Source organism: Microbacterium sp. PI-SA-G, from assembly GCF_057215335.1.
The window spans coordinates 1,903,712-1,929,254 of sequence record NZ_CM170103.1 but is presented as its reverse complement, the minus strand read 5'-3'; the positions used below and the strand labels follow the sequence as shown (position 1 = coordinate 1,929,254).

The window sequence follows — 25,543 nt, the reverse complement described above, 5'->3', positions numbered from 1 at the left end:
ACAAAACCGGGGTGTAACGTCGATCCGGCGCTGATCCGGCGCCCGAAGCACAGCAGGAGCACACGATGAGCACCGTCACCGCCTACGCCGCCCCGAGCGAAGCCGCCCCTCTCGAGAAGACCACGATCGAGCGACGCGAACTCGGCCCCCACGACATCCTGATCGACATCGCCTATGCCGGCATCTGTCATTCCGACATCCACACCGTGCGCGGCGAGTGGGGTCCGCAGAGCTACCCGCTCGCGCCCGGCCATGAGATCGCGGGCACGGTCGCCGCGGTGGGCACCGAGGTCACGAAGCACGCGGTCGGCGACCGGGTCGGCGTCGGCTGCCTGGTGAACTCCTGCGGCGAGTGCCGCAATTGCCTGCGGGGCGACGAGCAGTTCTGCACCGAGGGTGCGGTCTTCACGTACGGCACCACCGACCGCGACGGCACGATCACCCAGGGCGGGTACTCCGAGCAGGTCGTCGTGACCGAGAAGTTCGCGGTGCGCATTCCCGACGGGCTCGCGCTCGACGTCGCCGCTCCGCTGCTCTGCGCCGGCATCACCACCTACTCGCCGCTGAAGCACTGGAACGTCGGTCCGGGCTCGCGCGTCGCGGTCGTCGGCCTCGGCGGACTCGGACACATGGGCGTGCAGATCGCGCACGCGATGGGTGCCGAGGTCACCGTGCTCTCGCAGAGCCTGAGCAAGAAGGACGACGGGCTCCGACTCGGCGCCGACCACTACTACGCGACGGCCGACGGACAGGTCTTCCGCGATCTGCGGTCGTCGTTCGACGTGATCCTGAACACCGTCAGCGCCGTGATCGACATGCGCGCGTACCTCGGGCTGCTCGACGTGGGCGGCACGATGGTCTGCGTCGGCGCTCCGGCGGAGCCGCCTCCGGTGCAGGTGATGTCGCTGATCGGCGGACGCCGTTCTCTCGCCGGCTCGAACATCGGCGGTATCCAGGAGACGCAGGAGATGCTGGACTTCTGCGCCGAGCACGGCATCGGTGCCGAGATCGAGGTCATCCCGGCCTCGGAGATCAACGCCGCGTACGACCGTGTGCTCGCCTCGGACGTGCGCTACCGCTTCGTGATCGACGCCTCCACCTTCGCGGACTGATCGAGGATCGGGGATGTCGGTGGCGGCCGGTAGCGTCGCACCATGACATCCCTCCTCCTCGGCCCTGACGGACTCGCGCGGTGCGCCTGGGCGGGTGACGACGCCGAGTACCGGCGCTATCACGACGAGGAGTGGGGTTCCGCGCTGCACGGCGACCGGGCGCTGTTCGAGAAGATGGCGCTCGAGGGCTTCCAGGCCGGGCTGTCGTGGATCACAATCCTGCGCAAGCGCCCGCGATTCCGCGAGGTGTTCGCCGGGTTCGAGCCCGAGGCGGTGGCGCAGTTCGGCGAGGCCGACGTGGAGCGGCTGATGGCGGATGCGGGCATCATCCGCAACCGCGCCAAGATCGAGGCGACGATCGGTAACGCCCGCATTGTTCGGGGTATGGCCGAGGGGGAGCTCGACGCGCTGATGTGGTCGTTCGCGCCGCCTGCGTCGGCTCGTCCGGCGTCGTTCGCCGAGGTGCCGGCGGTCACGCCCGAGTCCACGGCCATGAGCAAGGAGCTGCGTCGTCGGGGGTTCCGCTTCGTCGGACCCACCACGATGTACGCCCTCATGCAGTCCTCGGGCATGGTCGACGACCACGTGGAAGGGTGCTGGCGTACGGCGGCGGGCTGATGGGCAGATCTGCCCCGCCACCGGTATACCGGTCGCGGTTAGGATGAGCGGGTGCGCCGGACGGCCTCGAGCCGTGGTGAGAGTCAAAGAGTGTTGACCCTGGGGGAACCGGGTATGAAGGCGTTGACATGGATGCGCGCGCGTCCGAAGACGCTCGCATCGGCTGCTGCCGTGACCGTCGGCATGGTCGCGATCACGACGATGGCCTTCGCGTATGAGGGTTTTCCGACGACCAAGGTCGATCTGAACGACGGCGGCGTGTGGATCACGAAGACGTCCGACATGATGGTCGGTCACTTCAACCACGAGTCGACCATCCTCGACGGCGGTCTGCGCACCGTGGGCGAGAACTTCGACATCCTGCAGGACGCAGCGACCGTGCTCGTGGTCGACGACGGCGCCTCGACCGTGACGGCGATCGATCCGGCGCGGGTGTCGCTGGGCGATTCAGCGGCGATCCCGGGCGCGGCCTCGGTCGAGCTCGGCAACCGCACCGCGGCGATCCTCGACGACGACTCCGGTGACCTGTGGGTGGTGCCGGTCGGCGCGATCGCCGGGTTCGAGATCGAGGCCGCCGAGCCTCTCGTGGAGCTCGGAGACGGCGCCGATGTGACCGTCGCGCACGACGGCACGGTGTTCGCGCTGTCTGCCGAGCGCGGCGAGGTCGTCACGATCCCGGTCGACGACGAGGGCGCACCGCTGGAGTCGTCCACGGCATCCGTCGGCGAGATCGATCCCGCCGCGCAGCCGACCATCACCGCGGTCGGCGTCACCCCGGTCGTGCTCGATCCGGCCGCCGGCGTGGTCACCACTCCCGGCGGGTTCCGCACCGAGATCCCGAACGCTGCGGACGCGGTGCTGCAGAAAGCATCGGCCGAGTCGGATGCCGTCGCCGTGGCCACCCCGACGGCGCTGCTGCGCGTTCCGCTCGACGGTGCGGAGGTCGCAGAGACGACGGTCGGTGCGAACGGCTCCCCGACCGAGCCGCAGTACCTGCGCGGCTGCACCTATGGCGCATGGTCGGGGTCGGCGATGTTCGTGCGCGAGTGCCCCGGCGAGGGCAACGACGTGAAGGCGGCCGTGGAGGGCGCCGAACAGGCGAAGAGTCTGACGTTCCGTGTGAACCGCGACGTGATCATCCTGAATGACGCCGTCGGCGGCGCCGCCTGGCTGGCGAACGAGAGCCTGCAGCGGGTCGACAACTGGAACGACCTCACGCCTCCCGAGGGTGAGACCGAGAACCAGGAGGACTCGACCGAGGAGACCGTCGAGACGACCCTCCCCGAACGCAGCGAGATCAACACCCCGCCCGTCGCGACCGACGACTCGTACGGCGTGCGGCCGGGCGGCACGACACTCCTGCCGGTGCTCGACAACGACAACGACGCCGACGGCGACGTGCTGGTCGCGACGCTGGTCGATCAGCAGCCCTCGCTCGGCACGGTGCAGGCGGTCAACAACGGCGGATCGCTGCAGATCACGCTCGACGACGACGCCTCGGGGACGGCGAGCTTCACCTATGAGATCGACGACGGACGCCAGGGCAAGGACACCGCGGTCGTCACGCTCTCGGTGCACGACGAGGATCAGAACGACGCCCCGCAGGCCAAGCGCAAGACGGCACTGGCCGTCGAGACCGGCGGCACGATCTCGTACAACATCCTTCCCGACTGGATCGACCCGGACGGCGACGACATCTATCTGAAGGACGTCGTCGCGGCACCCGGCGACGAGGTCGACTTCAGCCAGGACGGCCAGCTCACCTACAAGGCTGCGGCCAGTCTGCCCGGTCGCAAGGACGTGCAGGTCGTCGTCGCCGACTCGTCCGGCCTCGAATCGTCCTCGACGATCATGCTCGACGTGCGGCCGCAGGGCTCGACGAACCCGAAGACCAACGCCGACCACGTGATCACGAAGGCGGGCGAGCAGGTCACGGTCGCCCCGCTCGCGAACGACACGAGCGCGGGCCGCGAGCCGCTGCGGCTGAGCCGGGTGCTCGACACCCTGGGCGCGACGATCCTTCCCGACTTCCCGAACAAGACCTTCTCGTTCACGGCCCCCAGCCCCGGGGTCTACTACGTGCAGTACCAGGTGACGACGGGACCGAAGAACGGCGAGGGGCTGGTGCGCGTCGACGTGCTGCCCGAGGCCGAGTCCGACCTCCCTCCGGTGGCCGTGCGCGACGTCGCGCTGCTGCCCCGCGGCGGCGACGTGCTCCTGGGCGTGCTCAACAACGACACCGATCCGGCCGGGGGCATCCTCGTGGTGCAGTCCGTCTCGGTGGAGCCCAGCAGCGGCATCTCGGTCTCGGTGCTGAATCATGAGACGCTACGCATCACCGATCAGGGAGCGCTCGAGAGCGAGGTGCGGCTGAAGTACCGCATCTCGAACGGATCGAAGTCCGCCGAGGGCGAGGTCGTGGTCATTCCGATCCCCGCGCCCGAAGAGATCCTGGCGCCGGTGACGAACCCCGACACGGCCACGGTGCGGGTCGGCGACGTCGTCACGATCCCGGTGCTCGACAATGACACGCACCCGAGCGATGACGCGATGCACCTCGAACCGCAGCTCGTCGAACCGCTCGTCGAACCCGAAGACGGCGAGGCCTTCGTCTCGCAGGATCAGGTGCGCTTCAAGGCCGGCCCCGAGCCGAAAACCGTCTACGTGACCTACGAGGTGTCGGACACCCGCCAGCAGAAGGCGGCCGGCTACGTCACGATCCAGATCCTTCCGGTCGACGCCGAGACCAACGCCGCTCCGCGCCCGCAGGACCTGGTGGCGCGCGCACTGGCCGGCAGCGCGATCGACATCGCCGTGCCGCTCGACGGTCTCGACGTCGACGGCGACTCGGTCGAGCTCGTCGGCATCGACTCGAGCCCGACGAAGGGCCGCATCACCGAGATCGGGCAGAACTACCTCAGCTACGAGGCAGGAGAGGGTGCGTCAGGCGTCGATGCCTTCACCTACCGCGTGCGCGATCGACTGGGCAAGGAGGGCATCGCCACGATCCGTGTGGGCGTCGCTCCCGCCGAGCAGATCAATCAGTCGCCCTACGCCGTGAAGGATGCCGTCGTGGTGCGCCCCGGCCGCGAGATCGCCGTGCCGGTGCTCGAGAACGACTCTGATCCCGAGGGCGACACGCTCTCGCTGGTGACCGACGGGCTCGTCGTGCCGGACGACATCGAGGCGCGCGTCTCGGGCGACCGGGTGCTGGTGCAGGTGCCGGATCGCGAGATGGAGACGTCTCTGCAGTACACGGTGTCGGATGCCCGCGGGGCGACCGCCACCGCCACCGTGCAGGTGAGCGTCGACGAGGACGTGCCGCTGCTGGCGCCCATCGCGCGAGACGACCGGCTGCTGCCGTCGGATCTGACCGACGGCGGGCTGACCGCCGACATCGAGATCCTCAAGAACGACGAGGACCCCGACGGCACCACCGATCGCCTCGAGATCGAGACCGGCGCGGGCGGCACCCTGCGTGAAGACGGCACGGTGCGCGTCACGGTCACCGACGAGCTGCAGCTGATCCGCTACACGTTGACCGATCTCGACGGGCTGCAGGCGTCGGCGTTCCTCTTCGTCCCCTCGAAGGCGGGTCTGCGCCCGTCGCTGACCTCCACGAAACCGCTCGAGGTCGTCAGCGGAGAAACCGAGACGCTGCCCCTGTCGGAGTACGTCACGGTCGCCGGCGGCGGCACGGTGCGGATCACCGAGAAGGCGAAGATCAGCGCGAACAACGCCGACGGTGCCGACCTGCTGAAGGACGAGAGCACGCTGGTCTACACCTCCGCCGACGGCTACTTCGGGCCCGATGCGCTGACGTTCGAGGTCACCGACGGCACGGGCCCCGACGACCCGGAGGGGCGCAAGGCGACTCTGAGCATTCCGATCAACGTGCTCCCGCCCGAGAACCAGCAGCCCACGTTCCTGCAGAGTCAGGTGAATGTCGCTCCGGGGGAGGACGCGACGCCGCTCGACCTCGCCGCACTCACCGACGACCCGGACCTCGACGATGCGGGGAAGCACACCTACGCGGTCGTCGACGGCGAAGGCCAGGGGGTCTCCGCACGCGTGCAGGACTCCACGCTGTTCGTCGAGGCGTCGTCGAGCGCCAAGAAGGGCACGGCGGTCACTCTGACGCTGCGGATCACCGACGGCACGACCGAACCGATCGAGGGCACGGTCACCGCGCTCGTGGGCGCCTCGACGCGTGCGATGCCCGCGGCCAACACCGACACGGTGGCCGAGGCGGATGCCGGCGAGACGATCACCGTCCCCGCCCTCGCGAACGACTACAACCCGTTCCCCGAGACCCCGCTGAAGATCGTCTCGGCCGTGACCGAGTCCGGCGCGGGCCAGGTCGCCTACACCGCAGACGAGGTGACGGTCACGCCCGCCGAGAGCTTCGTCGGCACGCTCGTGGTGCGCTACCGGATCCAGGATGCGACCGAAGACGCCGACCGCGAGGTGAATGGCCAGATCGTGGTTACGGTGCAGGACGTCCCGGCGGCACCGGGCACCCCCACCGTGACGAGCGTGCAGGACCGCACCGTCGTCATCTCGTACTCGGCGCCGTCGAACAACGGCGCCGAGATCACGAAGTACACCGTCACGTCGGCGCAGGGCAGCGCCTACGCGAAGGAGTGCCAGTCGACCACCTGCACGCTCGACGGGCTCACCAACAACGTCGAGTACTCGTTCCAGGTGACGGCGACAAACCGTGTCGGCGAGTCGCTGCCCTCCGGGGCGTCGGCGGTCGCCCGTCCCGACGCCCGCCCCGACACACCCACCCCGCCCCGCCTCGTCTTCGGCGACAAGTCGCTGCAGGTCACGTGGGCCACTCCGAGCACGCCCGGCTCTCCCGTCGAGCGCTACACGCTCGAGATCTCGCCCGCGCCGCCCTCGGGCGTGACGCAGAAGCAGGTCACCGGCAACGCGACCACCTGGGAGGGGCTGGAGAACGGCTCGGACTACCAGGTGCGCGTGCAGGCCCACAACCGCGCGCCCGAGCCGTCGAGCTGGAGCAGCTGGTCGTCGTCGGAGATTCCGGCAGGACCCCCGCTCGCAGCCGGTGCCCCCACCACGCAGGAGCTCTCGCCGGTGAACAACCAGGCGCAGATGCAGGTCAACTGGGCGGAGCCCAATCGCAACGGCGACGCGATCGATGCCTACGAACTGCAGGTGCTCGAGGGTGGCCGCACGGTGCGCACGATCACTCCCGGCGCGCAGGCTCGCAGTCAGGCCGTCGTCGTCCCGACCTCCGAGTCGCCCTACACGTACCGCATCCGCGCACATAACAAGGCCGGATGGGGCGCGTGGAGCGAGCAGTCGGCACCGCGCCGTGGCGTGACCGCACCCGGCGCGCCCACGAGCCTGCGCATCGAGGCCGAGGGCGACCGGGCCCTGCGGATCGCCTACACCGAGGGCTCGCGCAACGGTGCCAAAGCCGGCGAGGTCGCGTACCAGTACCGGCTCAACGGCGGCGGATGGGCGGGCGTGCCCGGCGACCGCACGATCGGCGGTCTCACCAACGGCCAGAACTACACCGTCGAGGTGCGCGGCGTCGCCACAGTCGACGGCGTCACCTACTCCGGTGCGGTGTCGAACTCGGCACGAGGAAACCCCTACGGCGCGCCCCACACACCGACGGCCGGCGCCCAGGGCCTCGCCACGCAGGTCGAGCTCAGCTGGAACGCGAGCGGCTCGCCCAACGGGCGCGACATCAGCAGCGTCGAGATCAGCATCGACGGCGGTGGCTGGCAGGGCGTCGCCATCTCGGGCAGCACGCTGGTGGGCAACGGCTACAACGAGGGGCACAGCATCCGGGTCCGCGCGCAGGACACCGCGGGGCAGTGGACGTCAGAAGCCGCCGCATCGGGGCAGTCCGGCCCGCCGCCCGCACCCCGCGCCTGGGTCACCCGCGGCACTCCCGTCAACAACTCGCAGTGCAGCGACGGCACCTGTGCGAACTTCGTGATCAACACGCAGAACTTCCCGGCCGGCAACTACCAGGTCTACTGCAACAGCAATTCGCCCGGCGGCGGTGCCCGCTTCGCCGGCGGCCGGTCGTGGAACATCCCCGCGAACGGGGCGATCGAGATCAGCTGCTTCCACGGCAACGGCGGCCGCGGATATGTCGTCTGGGCGACCATCGGCGGCACGGACTATGAACGGAGTGCGTGGTGACGCCTGCACCGGCGGCAGAAAAGACCGAAAAACGCGGCCTGATGGGGAACTCTGCCCATTGAGCCGTTTCGTGACGCGATTAGGATGACTGTATATCGCACGCGTGTGCGCGCTGCGAATCGCAGTTCACCATGCGAGGCCTGGGGGGAGACCGGGAAATGAAGGCATTGACGTGGATGCGGTCGCGCCCGAAAGCGCTCGCGTCGGCGGCCGGGGTCACGGTCGGCGTCATCGCCATCACCACCATGGCGCTCTCGTATGAGGGCTTCCCGACCACGAAGGTCGATCTGAACGACGGCGGCGTCTGGATCACGAAGACCTCCGACATGCTCGTGGGGCACTTCAACCACGAATCCACCACCCTCGACGGCGGTCTGCGCACCACGAGCGAGGACTACGACATCCTGCAGGACGCAGCCACCGTGCTCGTCGTCGACGAGTCCGCGTCGACGCTCACCGCGGTCGACCCGGCGCGGGTCTCGCTGGGCGACTCCGCCGGCATCCCGGGGGCCGCGAAGGTCGCGCTCGGAAATCAGACGGCCGCGATCCTCGATCAGAAGTCGGGCAACCTCTTCGTCGTGCCGGTCGAGGGCGTCGCCTCCTTCGAGATCGAGGCGGCCGAACCGGTCGCCGAGCTCGGCGAGAAGGCCGATGTCGCGGTCGGACGCAACGGCACCGTCTACGCCCTGTCGAGCGAGCGCGGCGAGGTCGTCACTGTTCCGGTCGATGCCGAGGGCGAAGCGCAGGATCCGTCCACGCAGTCCGTCGGCGAGATCGACTCCTCCGAGCAGCCGACCATCACCGCGGTCGGCGAGACCGCCGTGGTCCTGGACCCTGCCGCCGGCGTCGTGATGACCCCGGGCGGCTTCCGCACGACCATCCCCGATGCCGGGAACGCCGTGCTGCAGGAGGCATCGGCCGAGACCGACGCGGTGGCGGTCGCGACCGGATCGCAGCTGGTGCGGGTGCCGCTCAACGGCGACGAGCCCGTGACGACCGATGTCGGCGGCACCGGCTCGCCGACCGCTCCGGTGTACCTGCGCGGCTGCACCTACGGCGCGTGGGCGGGAACCGCGATGTTCCTTCGCGAATGCGCGGGCGACGGCAACGACGTGAAGGCGGCCGTCGACGGCGCCGAAGACGTCAAGACCCTGACGTTTCGTGTGAACCGCGACGTGATCATCCTGAATGACGCCGTCGGCGGCGCGGCCTGGCTGGCGAACGAGAGCCTGCAGCGGGTCGACAACTGGAACGATCTGACGCCTCCCGAGGGCGAGACCGAGAACCAGGAGGACTCGACCGAGGAGACGGTCGAGACCACCCTCCCCGAGCGCAGCGAGGTCAACACCCCGCCGGTCGCCGAAGACGACACGTTCGGCGTGCGCCCCGGGGCATCCGCTCTGCTCCCCGTGATCGACAACGACAACGACCCCGACGGCGACGTGCTCGTCGCCACGGTCGTCGGCCAGCAGCCCTCGACGGGCACGGTGCAGCCGATCTACAACGGTGCATCCCTGCAGATCGCCGTCGCGGACAACGCCACGGGAGCGGCGACGTTCGAGTACGAGATCGACGACGGACGCGGCGGCAAGGACACCGCCACCGTCACGGTCGACGTGCACCCGCTCGACGAGAACGCCGCGCCGACCCCGAAGCGCAAGACGTCCCTCACGGTCGAGTCCGGCGGAACGGTGTCGTACAACATCCTTCCGGACTGGATCGACCCGGACGGCGACGACATCTACCTCAAGGAGGTCGTGGCGGCGCCCGGCGACGAGGTCGAGTTCAGCACCGACGGTCAGCTCACATACAAGGCGACGGCCAGCCTGCAGGGCCTGAAAGACGTGCAGGTCACGGTCGCCGACGGCGGCGGCGAGGTCACCACGACCTCGATCACGCTCGACGTGCGCGCGCAGGGGACGACCAAGCCCAAGACGAACGCCGACCACGTGGTCACGCGCGTCGGTGAGCAGATCACCGTCGCTCCGCTCGCGAACGACACCAGCTCCGGGCGCGAGCCGCTGCGACTCGGACGCGTCGACGAGGTGCCCGGCGCGACGGTCCTGCCGGACTTCCCGAACAAGACCTTCACGTTCACGGCTCCGGCCGTCGGCGTCTACTACGTGCAGTACCTCGCGACCGCGGGTCCTGAGAACGGCGAGGGACTGGTCCGCGTCGATGTCACCGAGGCGGCCGACGTCGATCTGCCTCCGGTCGCGGTGCGCGATGTGGCGCTGCTGCCGTCCGGCGGCGATGTGCTCATCGGCGTGCTGGGCAACGACACCGATCCGGCCGGCGGCATCCTGGTGGTGCAGTCCGTGTCGATCGAGCCCGGCACCGGCGTCTCGGTGTCGGTGCTGAACCACGAGACCCTGCGCATCACCGACCAGGGCACGCTCGAGGAGCAGGTGCGCATCTCGTACCGCGTCTCGAACGGCCGGCAGTCGGCCGAGGGCGAGGTGGTGGTGGTGCCCATCCCGGCGCCCGAGCAGATCCTGCAGCCGCTCGCCAACCCCGACACGGCGATCGTCCGTGCGGGCGACGTGGTGACGATCCCGGTGCTCGACAACGACACCCACCCCAGCGACGACGCGATTCATGTCGCCCCCGAGCTGATCGAGACCGTCGAGCCCGAAGACGGCGAGGCGTTCGTCTCGCAGGACCAGGTGCGCTTCAAGGCCGGCGCCGAGGCGAAGACCGTCTACCTCACCTACGAGGTCGTCGACTCGCGCGAGCAGAAGGCCGCCGGCTACGTCACGATCCAGATCCTCCCGGTCGATGCCGAGACCAACGCCGCGCCGCGCCCCAAGGACCTGGTGGCCCGTGCCCTCAGCGGCGGCGAGGCCAACATCGCGGTGCCGCTCGACGGCATCGACGCCGACGGCGACTCGGTCGAGCTCATCGACGTGTCTTCCAGCCCGACCAAGGGCCGCATCGTCGAGATCGCCCAGAACTACCTCACCTACGAGGCCTTCGACGGCTCCACCGGGGTCGACGTGTTCAAGTACCGCGTGCGCGATCGTCTCGGCAAGGAGGGCACCGCCACCATCCGCGTCGGCATCGCCCCCGCGGAGCGGGTCAACCAGGCGCCGTATGCGGTGAAGGATGCCGTGGTCGTGCGCCCCGGGCGTGAGATCGCGGTACCGGTGCTGCTCAACGACTCCGACCCCGAGGGCGACAAGGTCTCGCTGGTCGAGGACGGCCTCGAGGTCCCCGACATCGAAGGACTCTCGGCACGGGTCTCGGGCGACCGCGTGCTGGTGGAGGCACCCAACCGCGGCCTCGAGACGTCGCTGCAGTACACCGTCAGCGACTCGCGCGGTGCGACCGCTACTGCGGTGCTGCAAATCACCGTCGACGAGAACGTGCCCCTGCAGGCACCCGTGGCACGTGACGACCGGCTGCGCCCGATCGACCTCGAAGAGGGCGCGCTCACCGCCGACCTCAACATCCTCGAGAACGACGAGGACCCCGACGGCACCACCGACCGCCTCGACCTCGAGGTCGGCGCCGGGGCGACGCTGCTCGAGAACGGCTCGGTCCGGGTCACGGTCACTGACGAGCTGCAGCTGATCCGCTACACGCTCACCGATCAGGACGACCTGCAGGCATCGGCGTTCATCTTCGTGCCGTCGGTCGACGGCCTGCGTCCGACCCTCACCTCGACCAAGCCGCTCGAGGTCAAGAGCGGCGTGACGAAGGAAGTGCCGCTGTCGGAGTACGTCACGGTCGCCGGCGGGGGCGACGTCGTGATCACCGAGCACGCGAAGGTCAGTGCGATCAACTCCGATGGCTCCGACCTGGTGCAGGACGAGCGCACTCTGGTCTACACCTCGGCGGCGGGATACTTCGGGCAGGATGCGTTGACCTTCGAGGTCACCGACGGCACGGGACCGGATGACCCGGAGGGGCGCAAGGCGACGCTGAGCATCCCGATCAACGTGCTGCCGCCCGACAACCAGCCCCCCACCTTCGTCAACAGCGAGATGGGTGTGGCCCCCGGCGAGGATGCCACGGTGCTCGACCTCGCGGCGCTCACCACCGACCCCGACCCCGAGGATGCCGGCAACCACACCTACGCGGTCGTCAGCGGCGAGGGCAAGGGCATCAGCGCCAATGTCGACGGCGACAAGCTGTCGGTGCAGGCGGCGTCGAATGCCAAGAAGGGCGCGGCCACCACCCTCACGCTCCGCATCACCGACGGCGAGACTGAGCCGGTCGAGGGCACGGTGCTGGTGCAGGTGACTGCATCGAGCCGTGCGATGCCGGCCGCGAACACCGACACGATCGCGCAGGCCGACCAGGGCAAGACCGTCTCGGTTCCCGTGCTCGCGAACGACTACAACCCGTTCCCCGAGACGCCGCTGAAGCTGCTGACCGCCGACGTCGAGACCGGTGCCGGACGCGTGGCGATGGACGGCGACAACGTCTCGGTCACCCCGGGCGAGGACTTCGTCGGCACGCTGGTCGTGCGGTACCGCATCCAGGATGCGACCGAGGACCCCGAGCGCGAGGTCACCGGCCAGATCATCGTCACGGTGCAGGGCGTGCCCGAGGCGCCGGGAGCGCCGACCGTGACGAGCGTGCAGGACCGCACGGTCGTGGTGTCGTTCGGGGCTCCGTCGAACAACGGCGCCGAGATCACGAAGTACACCGTGAAGTCGGTGCAGGGGAGCGCGTACGCGAAGGAGTGCGCCTCGACCACCTGCACCCTCGACGGTCTGACCAACAACGTCGAGTACTCGTTCCAGGTGACGGCGACCAACCGTGTCGGCGAATCCGAGCCGTCCGGTGCCTCGGCGGTCGCTCGCCCGGACGCGCGGCCCGACACCCCGACTCCGCCGACCCTCAAGTTCGGCGACAAGTCGCTGGCAGTCTCGTGGGCCACGCCGACGACCCCTGGCTCTCCGGTCGAGCGGTACACGCTCGAGATCTCGCCGGCACCGCCGTCGGGCATCACGCAGAAGCAGGCCACCGGCAACTCCCTCACGTGGGAGGGGCTCGAGAACGGCGGCAACTACCAGGTGCGCGTGCAGGCTCACAACCGTGCACCCGAGCCGTCGACGTGGAGTGGGTGGTCGGCGTCCGAGGTGCCCGCGGGTCCCCCGCTGGCCGCGGGCGCTCCGTCGACCGCTGAACTCCAGCCGGTCGGCGACCAGGCCCAGATGCAGGTCAGCTGGGGCGACGTGCCGGCGAACGGTGACGCGATCCGGAGCTTCCAGCTCGAGGTGTGGGAGGGGTCGACCCTGCGCAACACCCTCACGCCCGGCGCCGGAACGCGCAGCCAGGCCGTCGTGGTACCGACCTCCGAAGCCGCGTACACCTACCGCATCCGCGGTGAGAACAAGGCCGGGTGGGGCGCGTGGAGCCCGATGTCCGCCCCGCGCCGAGGAGTCATCGCTCCCTCTCCGCCGCAGATCACCAGTGTGGCGCCCGGCGACCGGCAGGTCACTGTCGCCTTCAACGGCGGCTCCCGCAACGGCGCCCGCGAGGGCGAGGTCTCGTACCAGTACCGCCTCAACGGCGGCGGCTGGGCGGGCATGCCGGGCAACCGCGTGATCGGCGGACTCACCAACGGCCAGGACTACAACGTCGAGGTGCGCGGTGTCGCGACGGTCGACGGCACCACCTACACGGGCGGCCCCTCGGCGGCCGTCGGCGCGCGCCCATACGGCCCCCCGACGACCCCGACCGCCCGTGCCCGCAACCTCGGCACCAGCGTCGAGCTGACCTGGGATTCGCGCGGGTCCGGCAACGGCCGACCGATCACGCTCACCCAGATCGACATCGGCAACGGGTGGCAGGACGTGGGGTCCCAGAGCGGCTCGCGCACCGTCGGCAACGGGTACGAGCAGACGCACAGCATCCGAGTGCGCGCCCAGGACTCGACGGGAGCGTGGACGCCCGTCGCCTCTGACTCGGCGCGCACGGACAACCGGCCCGATCCGCGGGCGTGGGTCACCCGTGGCGCGAGCGCGCAGGGGCAGGACGGCTGCACCAGTGCCGAGTGCGCGTACCTCGTGGTCAACACGAAGGACTTCAACGCCGGCAACTACAACATCACCTGCCACTCCGACCGCGGTCGGATCGGTACGGGCACGTACAACAAGAACCTGTCGGCCAGCGGCACGGTGCAGCTGAACTGCTACTTCGGGTACCCGGGCGTGAACGTCTGGGTGGAGATCGGCGGCAAGGCCTACGAGAAACGCGGCTGGTAGCCGCCCCGGGCTCCGCCGACGCACGTCTTCCCACACACAAGAGAAAGCACAACTGACATGAGCATGACCCCCGAGCAGGCGGCCTGGTTCCAGGGGACGTTCCAGCGTCTGGTGGACAACATCGACAAGGCCGTGCAGGGTAAGCGCGAGATTGTGAGCCTGGTGCTCTCGTCGATGCTGGCCGAGGGGCACGTGCTCCTCGAGGATGCCCCCGGCACCGGCAAGACCAGCCTCGCGAAGGCGCTGGCGGCGACCGTGCAGGGCACGAGCGCCCGCATCCAGTTCACGCCCGACCTGCTGCCGTCCGACGTGACGGGTGTGACGATCTACGACCAGCAGAACCACCGCTTCGAGTTCCACAAGGGACCGATCTTCGCGTCGATCGTGCTCGCCGACGAGATCAACCGCGCCTCGCCGAAGACGCAGTCCGCACTTCTCGAGGTCATGGAGGAGTCCCGCGTGACCGTCGACGGCGTCACGCACGAGGCGGGTCGTCCATTCCTGGTGATCGCGACGCAGAACCCGATCGAGCAGGCCGGAACCTACAAGCTCCCCGAGGCGCAGCTCGACCGCTTCCTGATCAAGACCTCGATCGGATACCCCGATCTGGCCGTGACCGAGAGCATCCTCGCTGGGGCGTCGGAGCGCAACCCGTCGGCCGGACTGGGCGCCGTCATCACGACCGGTGCGGTGGCCGACATGGCCGACCTCGGCGCCTCCGTGCACGTCGAGCCCGCGGTGCTGCGCTACGTGGCCGAGCTCACCGAGGCGTCGCGACTCGACCCGGCGACCCGCCTGGGCGTCTCGGTGCGTGGCGCGCTCGCGATGATCCGCCTGGCCAAGGTGTGGGCGGCCGCGCACGGGCGCCACTTCGTGCTGCCGGATGACATCAAGACCCTCGCGCGCCCCGTCTGGGAGCACCGTCTGCTGCTGGACGCCGAGGCGGAGTTCGCCGGCACCACCAGCGACACCGTGATCGCGCGCGTTCTCGACTCGGTCGCGGCGCCGCAGGCGCGCACCGCGGCATGATGACCACGGAGGCAGTGCAGGCCGCACCCGCCGGAGTCGACCGCGACGCCGGATGGCGTGACATCGCGGCCCTCCTCGGCGCGCGCGTCCTCACGCGCCTCCGTCTGATTGCCTCGGCGATCCGCCCGCTCGCCTGGGTGCTGATGGGCCTGGCGATCGGCTTCTGGATCATCGGGCAGGTCGCCGGGTGGTCGGAGTTCATCGTCGCTGCGGTCGTGATCGCCATCACGGTCGCCCTGTGTGCGCTGTTCCTGATCGGCCGCACCGCCTACGACGTCTCGCTCGACCTCGCCCGCACCCGCGTGGTGGTGGGGGAGCGGGCGGTCGGCGCCCTGACGCTCGCGAACCGCGGCGCGCGAGCGATCCTGCCCTCGCGGGTCGTGCTGCCCGTCGGCTCGGGCCGCGGTGAGTTCGGCATCCAGCGACTCGCCCCCGGTGACGAGGCCGAGGAGCTGTTCGCGATCCCGACGCAGAGGCGCGGAGTCGTGAAGGTGGGCCCGGTGAGCGTCGTCCGCGGCGATCCCCTCGGGCTGTTCGAGCGCGCGCATCGCCGTGACGACCCGGTCGATCTGTACGTGCATCCGCGCACTGTGCTGTTCGACGGTCAGTCACTCGGCTACCTCCGCGACCTGGAGGGGATGCCGGCGACCGATCTCTCGCGCGACGATGTCTCGTTCCACGCGCTGCTGGAGTACCAGCCGGGCGACGACCTGCGCCACGTGCACTGGAAGTCGACCGCGCGCACGGGCACCATGATGGTGCGTCAGTACGAGGAGACCCGCCGCTCGCACTTCGTGATCGGCCTCTCGCGCTCGACCGGCGACTACGCCGACGACCAGGACTTCGAGCTCGCCATCTCGGCCGCGGGCTCCATCGGTCTGCGCGCCCTCCGCGACTCGCAGCGTGTCGACGTGCGCGTACAGGGCCGTGAGCTGCCCGCCGGCACCGGCAAGCAACTGCTCGACTCCCTCGCCGCTCTCGAGGACAGCAAGCCCCGCGAGGGCGGTATCGCCGAGCTCGCGGGCGTGGTCGCGGCCAAGATGCCGCTCGCCAGCGTCGTGGTGCTGGTGTGCGGTTCGAAGGTGCGCACCGACGACCTCCGTCTGGCCTGCTCGCGCCTGCCTTACGGCGCCCGGGTGCTCGCGGTCGTCGCCGACACCCGCGTCACCTCACCCGCGCTCCGTCGCATCGGCGAGGCCGACGTCGTGACCGTGGGCGCGCTCGATCAGGTCCCCCTCGCCCTGCAGAAGGTTCTCGCATGACCGATTCGTCGACGGCATCCGCCGTCCTTCCGCTGCGTCGCTGGATCCTGGATCTCGGGGCGACGTTCCTGCTGGTCGGTGTCGCGCTGATCGGGTTCTGGCCGACGTTCGCCGGGCCGTCCTTCCTGCCCGCCGTGATCGGCGGCATCGTGCTGGGTCTGGCGATCTCGGCCGTCGCTCTCTGGCGCCGGTGGGGCCTGCTGATCATCACGGGCCTGGTGATCGCCGCGTACTTCCTCTTCGGCGGCGCCCTCGCCCTGCCGCAGACCACGATCGCCGGCTTCGTGCCGACCCTCGACACGCTGCAGAAGCTCGCGGTCGGTCCGGTCACGGCCTGGAAGCAGCTGCTGACCACGGTCGCCCCGGTCTCAGCGACCGACGGCCACCTGCTGGTGCCGTTCCTGCTCGCGCTCGTGGTGTCGACGGTCACGGCGTCGTTCGCGCTGCGGCTGTCGACCGTCGCCTGGGCGCTGATTCCGGCGGGCGTGCTGCTCATGCTGGTGATCGCGCTCGGCACCCCGGAGCCGGCGTTCCCGATCGTGCAGGGAATCCTGTTCGCGGTGGGAGCCATCGCGTGGATGGCGCTGCGGCAGATCTGGGCGCCGCAGAACGCCGCGATCTCGGTCGGCGACGTCGATCCTTCGCGCGCGGCGCACATGCGCACGCGTCGTCTGCTGGCCGGCGCCGCGGTGCTCGCGGTGGCCGGTGGCGCCGGAGTCGCGACGAACGCGGTCGCCGCGCCCGCCGAGACGCGACACGTCTTCCGCGACGTGATCATCCCGCCCTTCAACATCCGCGACTACGCCAGCCCGCTGCAGTCGTTCCGCAAGAACGTGCGCGATGAGGTCGACGCCGACCTGTTCACGGTGCAGGGCCTGCCCAAGGGCGCCCGCATCCGCACCGCTGTGATGGACCAGTTCGACGGCATGGTCTTCAACGTCACCGACGGCGGCCCCACCTCGTCGAGCGCCTTCACCCCCGTGCGCTCCGATATGTCGGCCGACGTCGAGGGCATCCCGGTCACGCTCAAGGTCGAGATCCAGGAGTACGACGGGGTCTGGATGCCGACGGCCGGAGCGCTCTCCGAGATCGAGTTCACCGGCGACCGCGCCGAGGACCTGCGCCGGGGCACCTACGTCAACACCGAGACCGGGACCGCGGTCGCGACCTCGACTCTCTCCGAGGGCGACGAGTACACGGTCGACGCGATCATGCCCGCCGAGTACTCCGACGAGCAGCTCGCCGAGGTGCCGTTCGGCACGGTCGCCATGCCCAAGCCCAGCAACGTCCCCGAGGAGCTCACCTCGCTGGCCGCCGAGACGGTGTCGGGGGCCGAGACCGCGATCGAGCAGGTCCGCGCGCTCGAGGACTTCCTCTCGGAGGGCGGATTCTTCAGCCACGGTCTCGAGGGCGAGGTGCTCTCGCGCGCCGGTCACACGGCCGAGCGCATCTCGACGCTCGTCGGCGGCGACCAGATGATCGGCGACGACGAGCAGTACGCGGTCGCGATGGCCCTGCTCGCCGGCGAGCTCGACATCCCCGCCCGCGTGGTCATGGGGTACTACCCCGACGAGGAGAACGCCGACGACGCGGTCTTCACGGCGACCGGCGACAACGTGCACGCCTGGGTCGAGGTCAACTTCGAGGGCGTGGGCTGGGTCACCTTCAACCCCACGCCGCCCGAGGACCAGATCCCGAACGACCAGAACACCAAGCCGCGGGTCGACCCGAAGCCGCAGGTTCTGCAGCCGCCGCCCCCGCCGCAGGAGCCGGTCGATCTGCCGCCGACGCTTCCCGACGACCGCGAGTCCGAGGACGAGAGCCTGAACCTCGCAGGAATCATCGCGGCGATCCTGCTGATCGGTGGGATCTCGCTCGCGGTGATCGCGCTGCTCGCCTCGCCCTTCATCGTGATCGGCGCCTGGAAGGCCTCGCGCCGTCGTGCGCGCCGCGCGGCTGCCCGCACCGCCGACCGCATCAGCGGCGGGTGGGACGAGCTCACCGACCGCGCCGTGGACTACGGCGCCCGACTCACTCCCGGCGGCACGCGCACCGAGGAGGCCGCTGACGTGGTGTCGTCGCTGGCCCTGCCGCAGGTCGTGGCGCTGGCCGACAAGGCCGATGCCGACGTGTTCGGCCCGAGCGATCCGACCCCGGAAGAGGTCGAGGCGTTCTGGACCGAGGTCGATGCGATCGTCGGCGGCCTGGGCAAGGACGCTGGATTCTGGAAGCGCACCAAAGCGCGCCTTAGTCTGCGCTCGCTGCTGGGCGGATCGCAGATCTCGGCCGGACTGCAGGGACTCCGCGAGGCGGCGACCGCGCGCGTGCGGCGCGAACCTGGCACGATCGAGAGAAGCAGCACCAGCACACCCGCCGCACCCGAGAGCGAGACCCCATGACGCAGCCCGCGCCTCACCAGATCGCGCCGATCTCCCGCCGTGCGGTCGGCTACGTGATTGACGCGCTCATCGCCGCAGGCCTCGTGATCGTGCTCGGGGGCGGGCTCGCCGTCGCCGCGACGCTCACGGGGTCGCTCGAGGGCATGCTCGCCACTCTCACGATCGGGGGACCGCTGGTCTCGCTGCTGCTGCTGGGCTGGTTCGTCGTCTACACCTGGATGCAGAGCGGCACGGGCTCCATCGGCATGCGGGCACAGGGCCTGCGACTGGCGTCGGCTCAGGGCGACGTGCCCCTCGGGTTCGGACGCACGCTGCTGCGCAACATCATCTTCGGCCTCGCAGGCTCGATCGTGGTGGGCTACTTCACGCCGCTGTTCGACGGATCCGGCCGCTTCCAGGGCTGGCACGACAAGGTCGCGGGCTCGCTGATGCTCGACGCGCGTGTCTCGCCCGCACAGTCTTCCACCGCACCCGACACGAGCGCTGCTCCCGCGACGCCGATGCCGTCGGTCACGCCCGGATTCCCGGCCGCCTCGCCGCGTCCGTCCGCTCCGGCGATCCCCGGCATCCCGTACCCGGGTGCACAGCCAGCGCAGCCGCTGCTCCCGACGCCGGCCGCGCCGATCCTCCCGTCACCTGCGGCACAGCCCGCCGCTCCGGCGCCCGCCGTCGTTCAGCCCGCGACGCCCGCCCCGCTGCGGCCGGCGGCCCCCGCACCGTCGCTCGACGACGCCGGCTCGCTGATCGCCTTCGTGCCCGGCATCACGCAGGACGCCCCGCCGCCCCGCGCGACGGCATCCGCCCCGGTCGACGACCTCGACGCGACCGTGCGGCCCGGCTCGATCGCCGCGCCCGCTCCCGCCGCGCCGGCGGCAGCATCCGCTCCTGTGGCGCCGGCAGCACCCGCGCCGGATGCCGCGGCCCCGGCGACCACGACCGCGGCCGAGTCGGACGACATCGAGGACACCCGCATCAGCATCCCCGGGCATCGTCTGGTGTTCACGTGGGACGACGGCACCCGAGTCTCGGTCTCCCGCCGCACGATCTTCGGACGCAATCCCGCTGCCGAAGACGGCGCGATCATCGTCGCCGTCCGCGACGAGACGCTTTCGCTGTCGAAGACGCACTTCGAGGCCGGGGCCGAGTCGTCGGGCGGATGGGTGCTCGACCGGCACTCGACCAACGGCATGACGATCGTCCGCGACGGGCAGCGCATCGCGTGCCCCGCCGGTCAGCGCGTGCCGGTGCGGCTCGGAGACGCGATCGAGATCGGCGACCGCATCGTGACGATCGGGGGTTACGCATGAGGCCCGCGCTGATCGTCTCGACCGGTTCTGCGACGCATCCGGGGCTGCGTCGTGCCTTGAACGAGGACTCGCATCTCGCCAGCCCCCCGGTGTTCGTCGTCGCCGACGGCATGGGCGGACACGAAGGGGGCGAGCGCGCGAGCGCCGCGGTGATCGCGGAGTTCTCCAGCTCCATCGGCCGGGCGTCCCTCGAGCTCGACGACGTGCGCCTGGCCCTCTCGCGGGCACGCGCGCAGGTCGAAGAGCTCTCCACAGCGGGCAACGGTCGCGCGGGCACGACGCTCAGCGGCGTCGTCATCGCCTCGGTCGACGGCATGGGCTACTGGCTCGCGGTCAACATCGGGGACTCGCGCACGTACCGACTGGCCGACGGCGAGCTCGAGCAGATCAGCGTCGACCACTCGGTCGTGCAGGAGCTCATCGAAGCCGGCGAGCTCACGGTCGAGGATGCCGCCACCGACCGGCGGCGCAACATCATCACCCGCGCGATCGGTGCGAGCAGCACCGGTGACGCCGACTACTGGCTGTTCCCGGCCGAGCTCGGCGACCGCATCATGGTCTGCTCCGACGGGCTCACCTCCGAGGTGCCGGACTCGCGCATCCACGAGGTGCTGCAGACCAACCCCGACCCGCAGACGGCCGCCGACATCCTCGTCGACGAGGCCGTCTCGGCGGGCGGCAGAGACAACATCACCGTCGTCGTCGTGGACGCCGTCTCGGTCGCCTCGCGGCCCGGGACGCTCCTGGAGACCGACTCGGACATCGACATGGATACGCGTCCGCGTGAGTCCACAGCAGGAGGGGTTCGCTGATGCAGACGATCTACCGACCGGGACAGTGGTACCTGATCGTGATCCCGGGGGCCCTGGTGGCTCTGCCGCCCGACGTGCCCGGCGAGGTCATCACCCGGCTCTGGGACCAGCTGCCCACGCAGAAGACGCTCGCGACCGTGGTCGATGTACTCACGGCGCATGCGGGCGGCTCGTTCGCCGCGCTGCCGTCGTTCGCCGCTGCGGTGGCGGAGGGATCGGATGTGCGGATCGCGCTGCGCGGCGACGTGAGCGCGCAGGTGCAGGGGGCCTCCGGCGACACGCAGGAGCTCTCGGGCGTCGACGTGACGACGTGGAGCGAGCGGTTCGTCACCGACGCGAGCCGCATCGACATCACGGTCGAGGCAGCCGGAGCCGACATCGAGCTGCCCGTGCAGAGCGGGGTCGTTCGCGGCGCCGGAGCGACGGCCGAGCTCGAGTCGAGCGACGCCGCCCCTCTCACCGGATCCCTCGGGCCGTCGCCGGTCGTCGTCGCGGCCCCGAGCGCCCCGGAGCCCGCGCCCGCCGTCGAGGAGCCTGTCGAGAAGCCTGACGTCGAGGAGCCCGCTGCCGTCGAGCCCGCCGTCGAAGAACCGACCGAGGAGCCGCTCGAAGAGCCCGAGGTTCACGAGTCGGTCGAGCACGTCGCTGACGCGGACGCGGACGCGGATGCTGACGCCGACGCGTCGCCGTCCGCCGTCCCCGTTCCCGTCCTCGAGGACCCGAGCGAGGACTCGCCCGAGGACGCCGCCGACGATGCGGATGTCATCGTGACCCCGCCCTCCTCGGCCGATGTCGCGACCGAGGCGCTCGACGTGGTCGACATCCCCGCTCCCGAGGCGACGCTCGGCGCGACCGGCGAGACGCTGACCGCCGACGACGAGGACTTCGACCAGCTGTGGGGCGCGACGGTGCACTCCGTCCCGTCCGCTCCGGTGCCGGTCGTCGCACCCCCGGTCGCCGCACCTCCGGCGAGCACACCGCCGGTCGCGCTCCCGCCGACGGGCGTGCCCGCAGCGGGTGACCACGACGGTGCGACGATCTCCGCCGCGGAGCTGCGCGCTCTGCGCCAGCAGCCGCCGATCGCGAACGATGCCCCGACCGCCGTGCTGCCCGTGACCGATGCGGCCACGGCCGGTCGCATCCGTGTCTCGACGGGACAGGTCGTGACCCTCGATCGCACCGTCATCGTCGGTCGCCGCCCGCGGTCGTCCCGGGCGAGCGGCGCGAACCTGCCGCATCTGGTCGCCGTCGAGAGCCCGCAGCAGGACATCTCGCGCAGCCACCTCGAGATCCGCCCCGAGGCCGACACCGTCGTGGTGATCGACCTGCACACCACCAACGGATCCACCCTGCTGCGCCCCGGTGCCGACCCCATGCGGCTGCACCCGGGTGAGCAGACCCTCGTGCTGTCGGGCGACGTGGTCGACCTCGGTGACGGCGTGACGGTCGCCTTCGAGGATCTCCCGTGAATCGACGCCCCTCTGCGCCACCCGATCTGCCCGGCTTCACCTATGTGGAACCGCTCGGCACGGGTGGCTTCGCCGACGTGTTCCTGTACGAGCAGGAGATGCCTCGGCGTCGCGTCGCGGTGAAGGTGCTGCTGGCCGACCGCATCACCAGCGGTGCCGCACAGGAGTTCGCCGACGAGGCGAATGTGATGGCCATGCTGTCGACGCATCCGGCGATCGTCACGATATATCAGGCCGGTGTCGCCGGTGACGGCCGGCCGTACCTGGTCATGGAGTACTGCCCGCGGCCCAACCTGCAACTGCGCGCGCGACGCGAGCCGTTCTCGGTGGCCGAGGCGCTGCGGGTCGGCGTACAGGTGGCGGGGGCGGTCGAGACCGCGCATCGCGCCGGCGTCCTGCATCGCGATATCAAGCCCGCCAACATTCTCGTCACGGAATACAACCGTCCCGCCCTCACCGACTTCGGCATCGCATCGACCGCGGGCGCGACCGGCGAGGCGTCCGGCATGTCGATCCCGTGGTCGCCGCCCGAGTCGTTCGCCGACGTCCCCTCCAGCGGACCGCGCACCGACGTCTGGGCGCTCGGCGCCACCCTCTACACGCTGCTGGCCGGGCGATCGCCGTTCGAGCGACCGGGCGAGCGCAACTCCAGCGCCGACCTCATCGAGCGCATCGAGCGGGCTGCGCTGCAGTCCCTCGGACGCCCGGACTCGCCGGCCAGCCTGCAGCGGGTGCTCGAGCGCGCCATGGCGAAGAACCCCGACGACCGCTTCCCCAGCGCAGTGGCGTTCGCGCGTGCACTGCAGAAGGTACAGATCGAGCTGTCGCACTCGGTGACACCGATCGACATCGTCGACGACCACCCACCGGCGGAGGACCGCGACGACGACGGCGACGGTCTGACGCGGGTCCGTGAGATCGTCAGCATCGACCCCGATGTCGCGTCCCTCACCCGCCCCTCCGCGGCCACGCAGCCCAAGAGTGCGCTCACGGGTTCGCCCGAGGTGCCGCGCTACGACTCTCCGCAGCGGACGGATGCCGTCACCGGTGCCACGCAGATGCGGGTGCCGACCCCCAACACGCCGGCGCCCTCCGCGCCCTCCACGTCATCCGCCGACGAGCGCACCATCCTACGGCCGCCGATGGTCGTCGCCCCGAGCGCCCTGGCGCCCGCTCCCGCCGCCCCCTCTGCACCCGTCGCTCCTGCGGTCGGTGTCGGCGGCGGCGCTGGCGGCACAGCATCCGATGCCCGCCCGCCGCGCAACCGACGGGGACTGTGGATCGCCCTTGCCGCCGTGGCCGCCGTCGTGGTGGTCGTCGGCACGATCGTGGGACTGAACGTGCTCGTCTCGAACATCGAGACCCCGCCCGAGGCGACCGAGACGACCGAGCCGCAGGACGTGGTGTCGGACTTCGTGCCCAAGGTCACCGATGTGACCGGCACCCGCCAGGGCGACCAGCTCTCGTTCACGTGGGTGAACGCCGACGCGAAGGACGGCGACTCGTTCATCTGGACCGTCGTCGACATCTCGGGTGAGGTCGACCCGCAGAGCACCGAGACCCCGACGGCCCAGTTCACGGCCGCCGCGGGCCCCGTCTGCATCGACGTGCTGCTGCGCCGCGAAGACGGCCGGGTCTCCGAGCCGACGCGAGGGTGCGTCGCCGGATGATCTGGGAGATCGACGAGAAGACGCAGACGATCGAAGGACTCGACGCTCAGGGGCGCCCGGATCCGGCGTACGCCGCGGCACTGGGGATGCTGCGCGCCCCGTTCGGCCGGCGCGCGCTGGCGGCCACGCTCGATGCGCTGATCTGGGTGCTGCTGCAGCTGCCGCTCTGGCTCGGCGCCGTGCCGCTGCTGCTGAAGTTCGCCACCGGGGCGATCTCGTCGTACGGGCTGATCAACCACCCCGACTTCGTGCTCGCCGTGGTCATGGCATCGGTCTCGACTCTGCTGAGCCTGGTGTTCCTCGTCGTGCAGTGGATCCTGCACGCCCGCAAGGGCCTGACGATCGGCAAGGGCATCGCCGGAATCCGAACCGTCAACGTCCGCACGCTCGAACGACCGAAGGCGGGCCCGGTGCTGCTGCGCTTCGTGCTCCTCGGCGTCGCGGGCATCGTGCCGGTGCTGGGGCCGGTGCTGCTGCTGGTCTCGCCCACGTTCGACCCCGACGGGCGCGGTCGTGGACTGCACGACAAGGCGACCAAGGTCTGGCTGGTCGATGTGCGCAAGGGACTCAACCCCTACGACGAGAAGCGCATGCGCGTCGCGCGCAAGATGGTCAAGTCCGATCCGACGCCCGAGCGCTCGGCCCTGCCGTCGCTGGCCACCCAGTCGGACCCGAGCGTGCAGCCGGCCTACCGGCCCGGAAACCGCGTGAGCGCCGGAGTGCTGGGCGTCGCGCGGCCCTACGAGCCGAACGAGCGCCCGACGGTCGGACTCTCGCTCGCGACGCCGACCTCCGAGGCCCGCGCGACCGAAGCGGGCAAGCCCGTGCTCGGCGGCTATCGGATGCCGGAGGGAGACCGCCCAGCGGCCCCCGAGCTGCCGCCCGTGCGCCCAGAGCCGCAGGCCCCCGTCCAGGCTCCGATCCCGGCTCCGGTTCCGACCGCGGCGCCCGCGGCCCCGACTCCCACCCCCGAGCCGACACCTGCACCGGCCCTGCGACGCCCGAGACCGGCTCCCGAGCCCGTCCCCACACCCGTTCCCGAGCCCACCCCGTCACCCGTTCCCGAGCCCGCCCCCGCGCCGACGCCCGAGCCCGAGCCGCGCTTCGGCCTGCGCTTCGACACCGGCGAGAGCATCCTGATCGCCGATCCGGTGCTGCTGGGCCGCAACCCCGACGCGTCCGAGTATCCGGGAACCCGCGCGATCGCGCTGACCGACGACAGCCGCTCGCTGTCGAAGACCCACATGCTGGTGCGTCCGGTCTCGGGCGGACTCGAGATCACCGACTGCCACTCCACGAACGGCTCCGGTCTGATCCGTGCGGGCGCGGAGTACGGCGTCGCTGCCGGCACGTCCGTGGCCACAACGGACGGCGACATGATCCGGCTGGGCGACCGCGTCGCCGCCGTGATCCGGATGTGACCGTGCGTGCACGACTGATGGTGTGCGCCACGCGGCGCCA

At 70.5% G+C, this 25,543-nt stretch carries 12 protein-coding genes; all 12 read left to right on the top strand.

Annotation, left to right across the window (positions count from 1 at the left end; all coding sequences use genetic code 11):
- Positions 1-65 precede the first annotated feature (65 nt).
- The 12 genes from AC2D10_RS09395 to AC2D10_RS09340 all read left to right on the top strand — a co-directional run bounded on the left by AC2D10_RS09395 (position 66) and on the right by AC2D10_RS09340 (position 25,503).
- The gene (locus AC2D10_RS09395; protein WP_484707323.1) at positions 66-1,112 is read left to right on the top strand and encodes an NAD(P)-dependent alcohol dehydrogenase; all 1,047 of its coding nucleotides are present in this window, start codon (positions 66-68) and stop codon (positions 1,110-1,112) included.
- Between the two features lie 42 nt (positions 1,113-1,154).
- Positions 1,155-1,730: a DNA-3-methyladenine glycosylase I gene (locus AC2D10_RS09390; RefSeq protein ID WP_484707321.1), complete on the top strand. Its 576-nt coding sequence runs from the start codon at positions 1,155-1,157 to the stop codon at positions 1,728-1,730.
- A gap of 114 nt (positions 1,731-1,844) precedes the next feature.
- Positions 1,845-7,916, top strand: a complete 6,072-nt coding sequence (locus AC2D10_RS09385) for an Ig-like domain-containing protein (RefSeq protein ID WP_484707319.1) — start codon at positions 1,845-1,847, stop codon at positions 7,914-7,916.
- Positions 7,917-8,074: 158 nt separating this feature from the next.
- Positions 8,075-14,134: an Ig-like domain-containing protein gene (locus AC2D10_RS09380; protein ID WP_484707317.1), complete on the top strand. Its 6,060-nt coding sequence runs from the start codon at positions 8,075-8,077 to the stop codon at positions 14,132-14,134.
- Between the two features lie 57 nt (positions 14,135-14,191).
- Positions 14,192-15,163 carry an AAA family ATPase gene (locus AC2D10_RS09375; RefSeq protein ID WP_484707315.1) on the top strand — a complete coding sequence of 324 codons (972 nt, stop codon included), beginning with the start codon at positions 14,192-14,194 and terminating at the stop codon, positions 15,161-15,163.
- Positions 15,160-16,425 (top strand): DUF58 domain-containing protein, encoded by a 1,266-nt coding sequence (locus tag AC2D10_RS09370; RefSeq protein ID WP_484707313.1) that lies wholly within the window; start codon positions 15,160-15,162, stop codon positions 16,423-16,425. Before AC2D10_RS09375 ends, AC2D10_RS09370 begins: the two co-directional genes overlap by 4 nt.
- Positions 16,422-18,824 (top strand): transglutaminaseTgpA domain-containing protein, encoded by a 2,403-nt coding sequence (locus tag AC2D10_RS09365; protein ID WP_484707311.1) that lies wholly within the window; start codon positions 16,422-16,424, stop codon positions 18,822-18,824. Before AC2D10_RS09370 ends, AC2D10_RS09365 begins: the two co-directional genes overlap by 4 nt.
- Positions 18,821-20,131, top strand: coding sequence for an RDD family protein (locus tag AC2D10_RS09360; protein ID WP_484707309.1), 1,311 nt, complete (start codon positions 18,821-18,823; stop codon positions 20,129-20,131). Before AC2D10_RS09365 ends, AC2D10_RS09360 begins: the two co-directional genes overlap by 4 nt.
- The gene (locus AC2D10_RS09355; RefSeq protein WP_484707307.1) at positions 20,128-20,943 is read left to right on the top strand and encodes a PP2C family protein-serine/threonine phosphatase; all 816 of its coding nucleotides are present in this window, start codon (positions 20,128-20,130) and stop codon (positions 20,941-20,943) included. Before AC2D10_RS09360 ends, AC2D10_RS09355 begins: the two co-directional genes overlap by 4 nt.
- Entirely contained in the window at positions 20,943-22,412 is a 1,470-nt protein-coding gene (locus AC2D10_RS09350; protein WP_484707306.1) for an FHA domain-containing protein, read from the top strand. The genes AC2D10_RS09355 and AC2D10_RS09350 overlap by 1 nt, the downstream gene beginning before the upstream one ends.
- The gene (locus AC2D10_RS09345; RefSeq protein ID WP_484707305.1) at positions 22,409-24,082 is read left to right on the top strand and encodes a serine/threonine-protein kinase; all 1,674 of its coding nucleotides are present in this window, start codon (positions 22,409-22,411) and stop codon (positions 24,080-24,082) included. Before AC2D10_RS09350 ends, AC2D10_RS09345 begins: the two co-directional genes overlap by 4 nt.
- Positions 24,079-25,503: an RDD family protein gene (locus AC2D10_RS09340; protein ID WP_484707303.1), complete on the top strand. Its 1,425-nt coding sequence runs from the start codon at positions 24,079-24,081 to the stop codon at positions 25,501-25,503. Before AC2D10_RS09345 ends, AC2D10_RS09340 begins: the two co-directional genes overlap by 4 nt.
- Positions 25,504-25,543 lie beyond the last annotated feature (40 nt).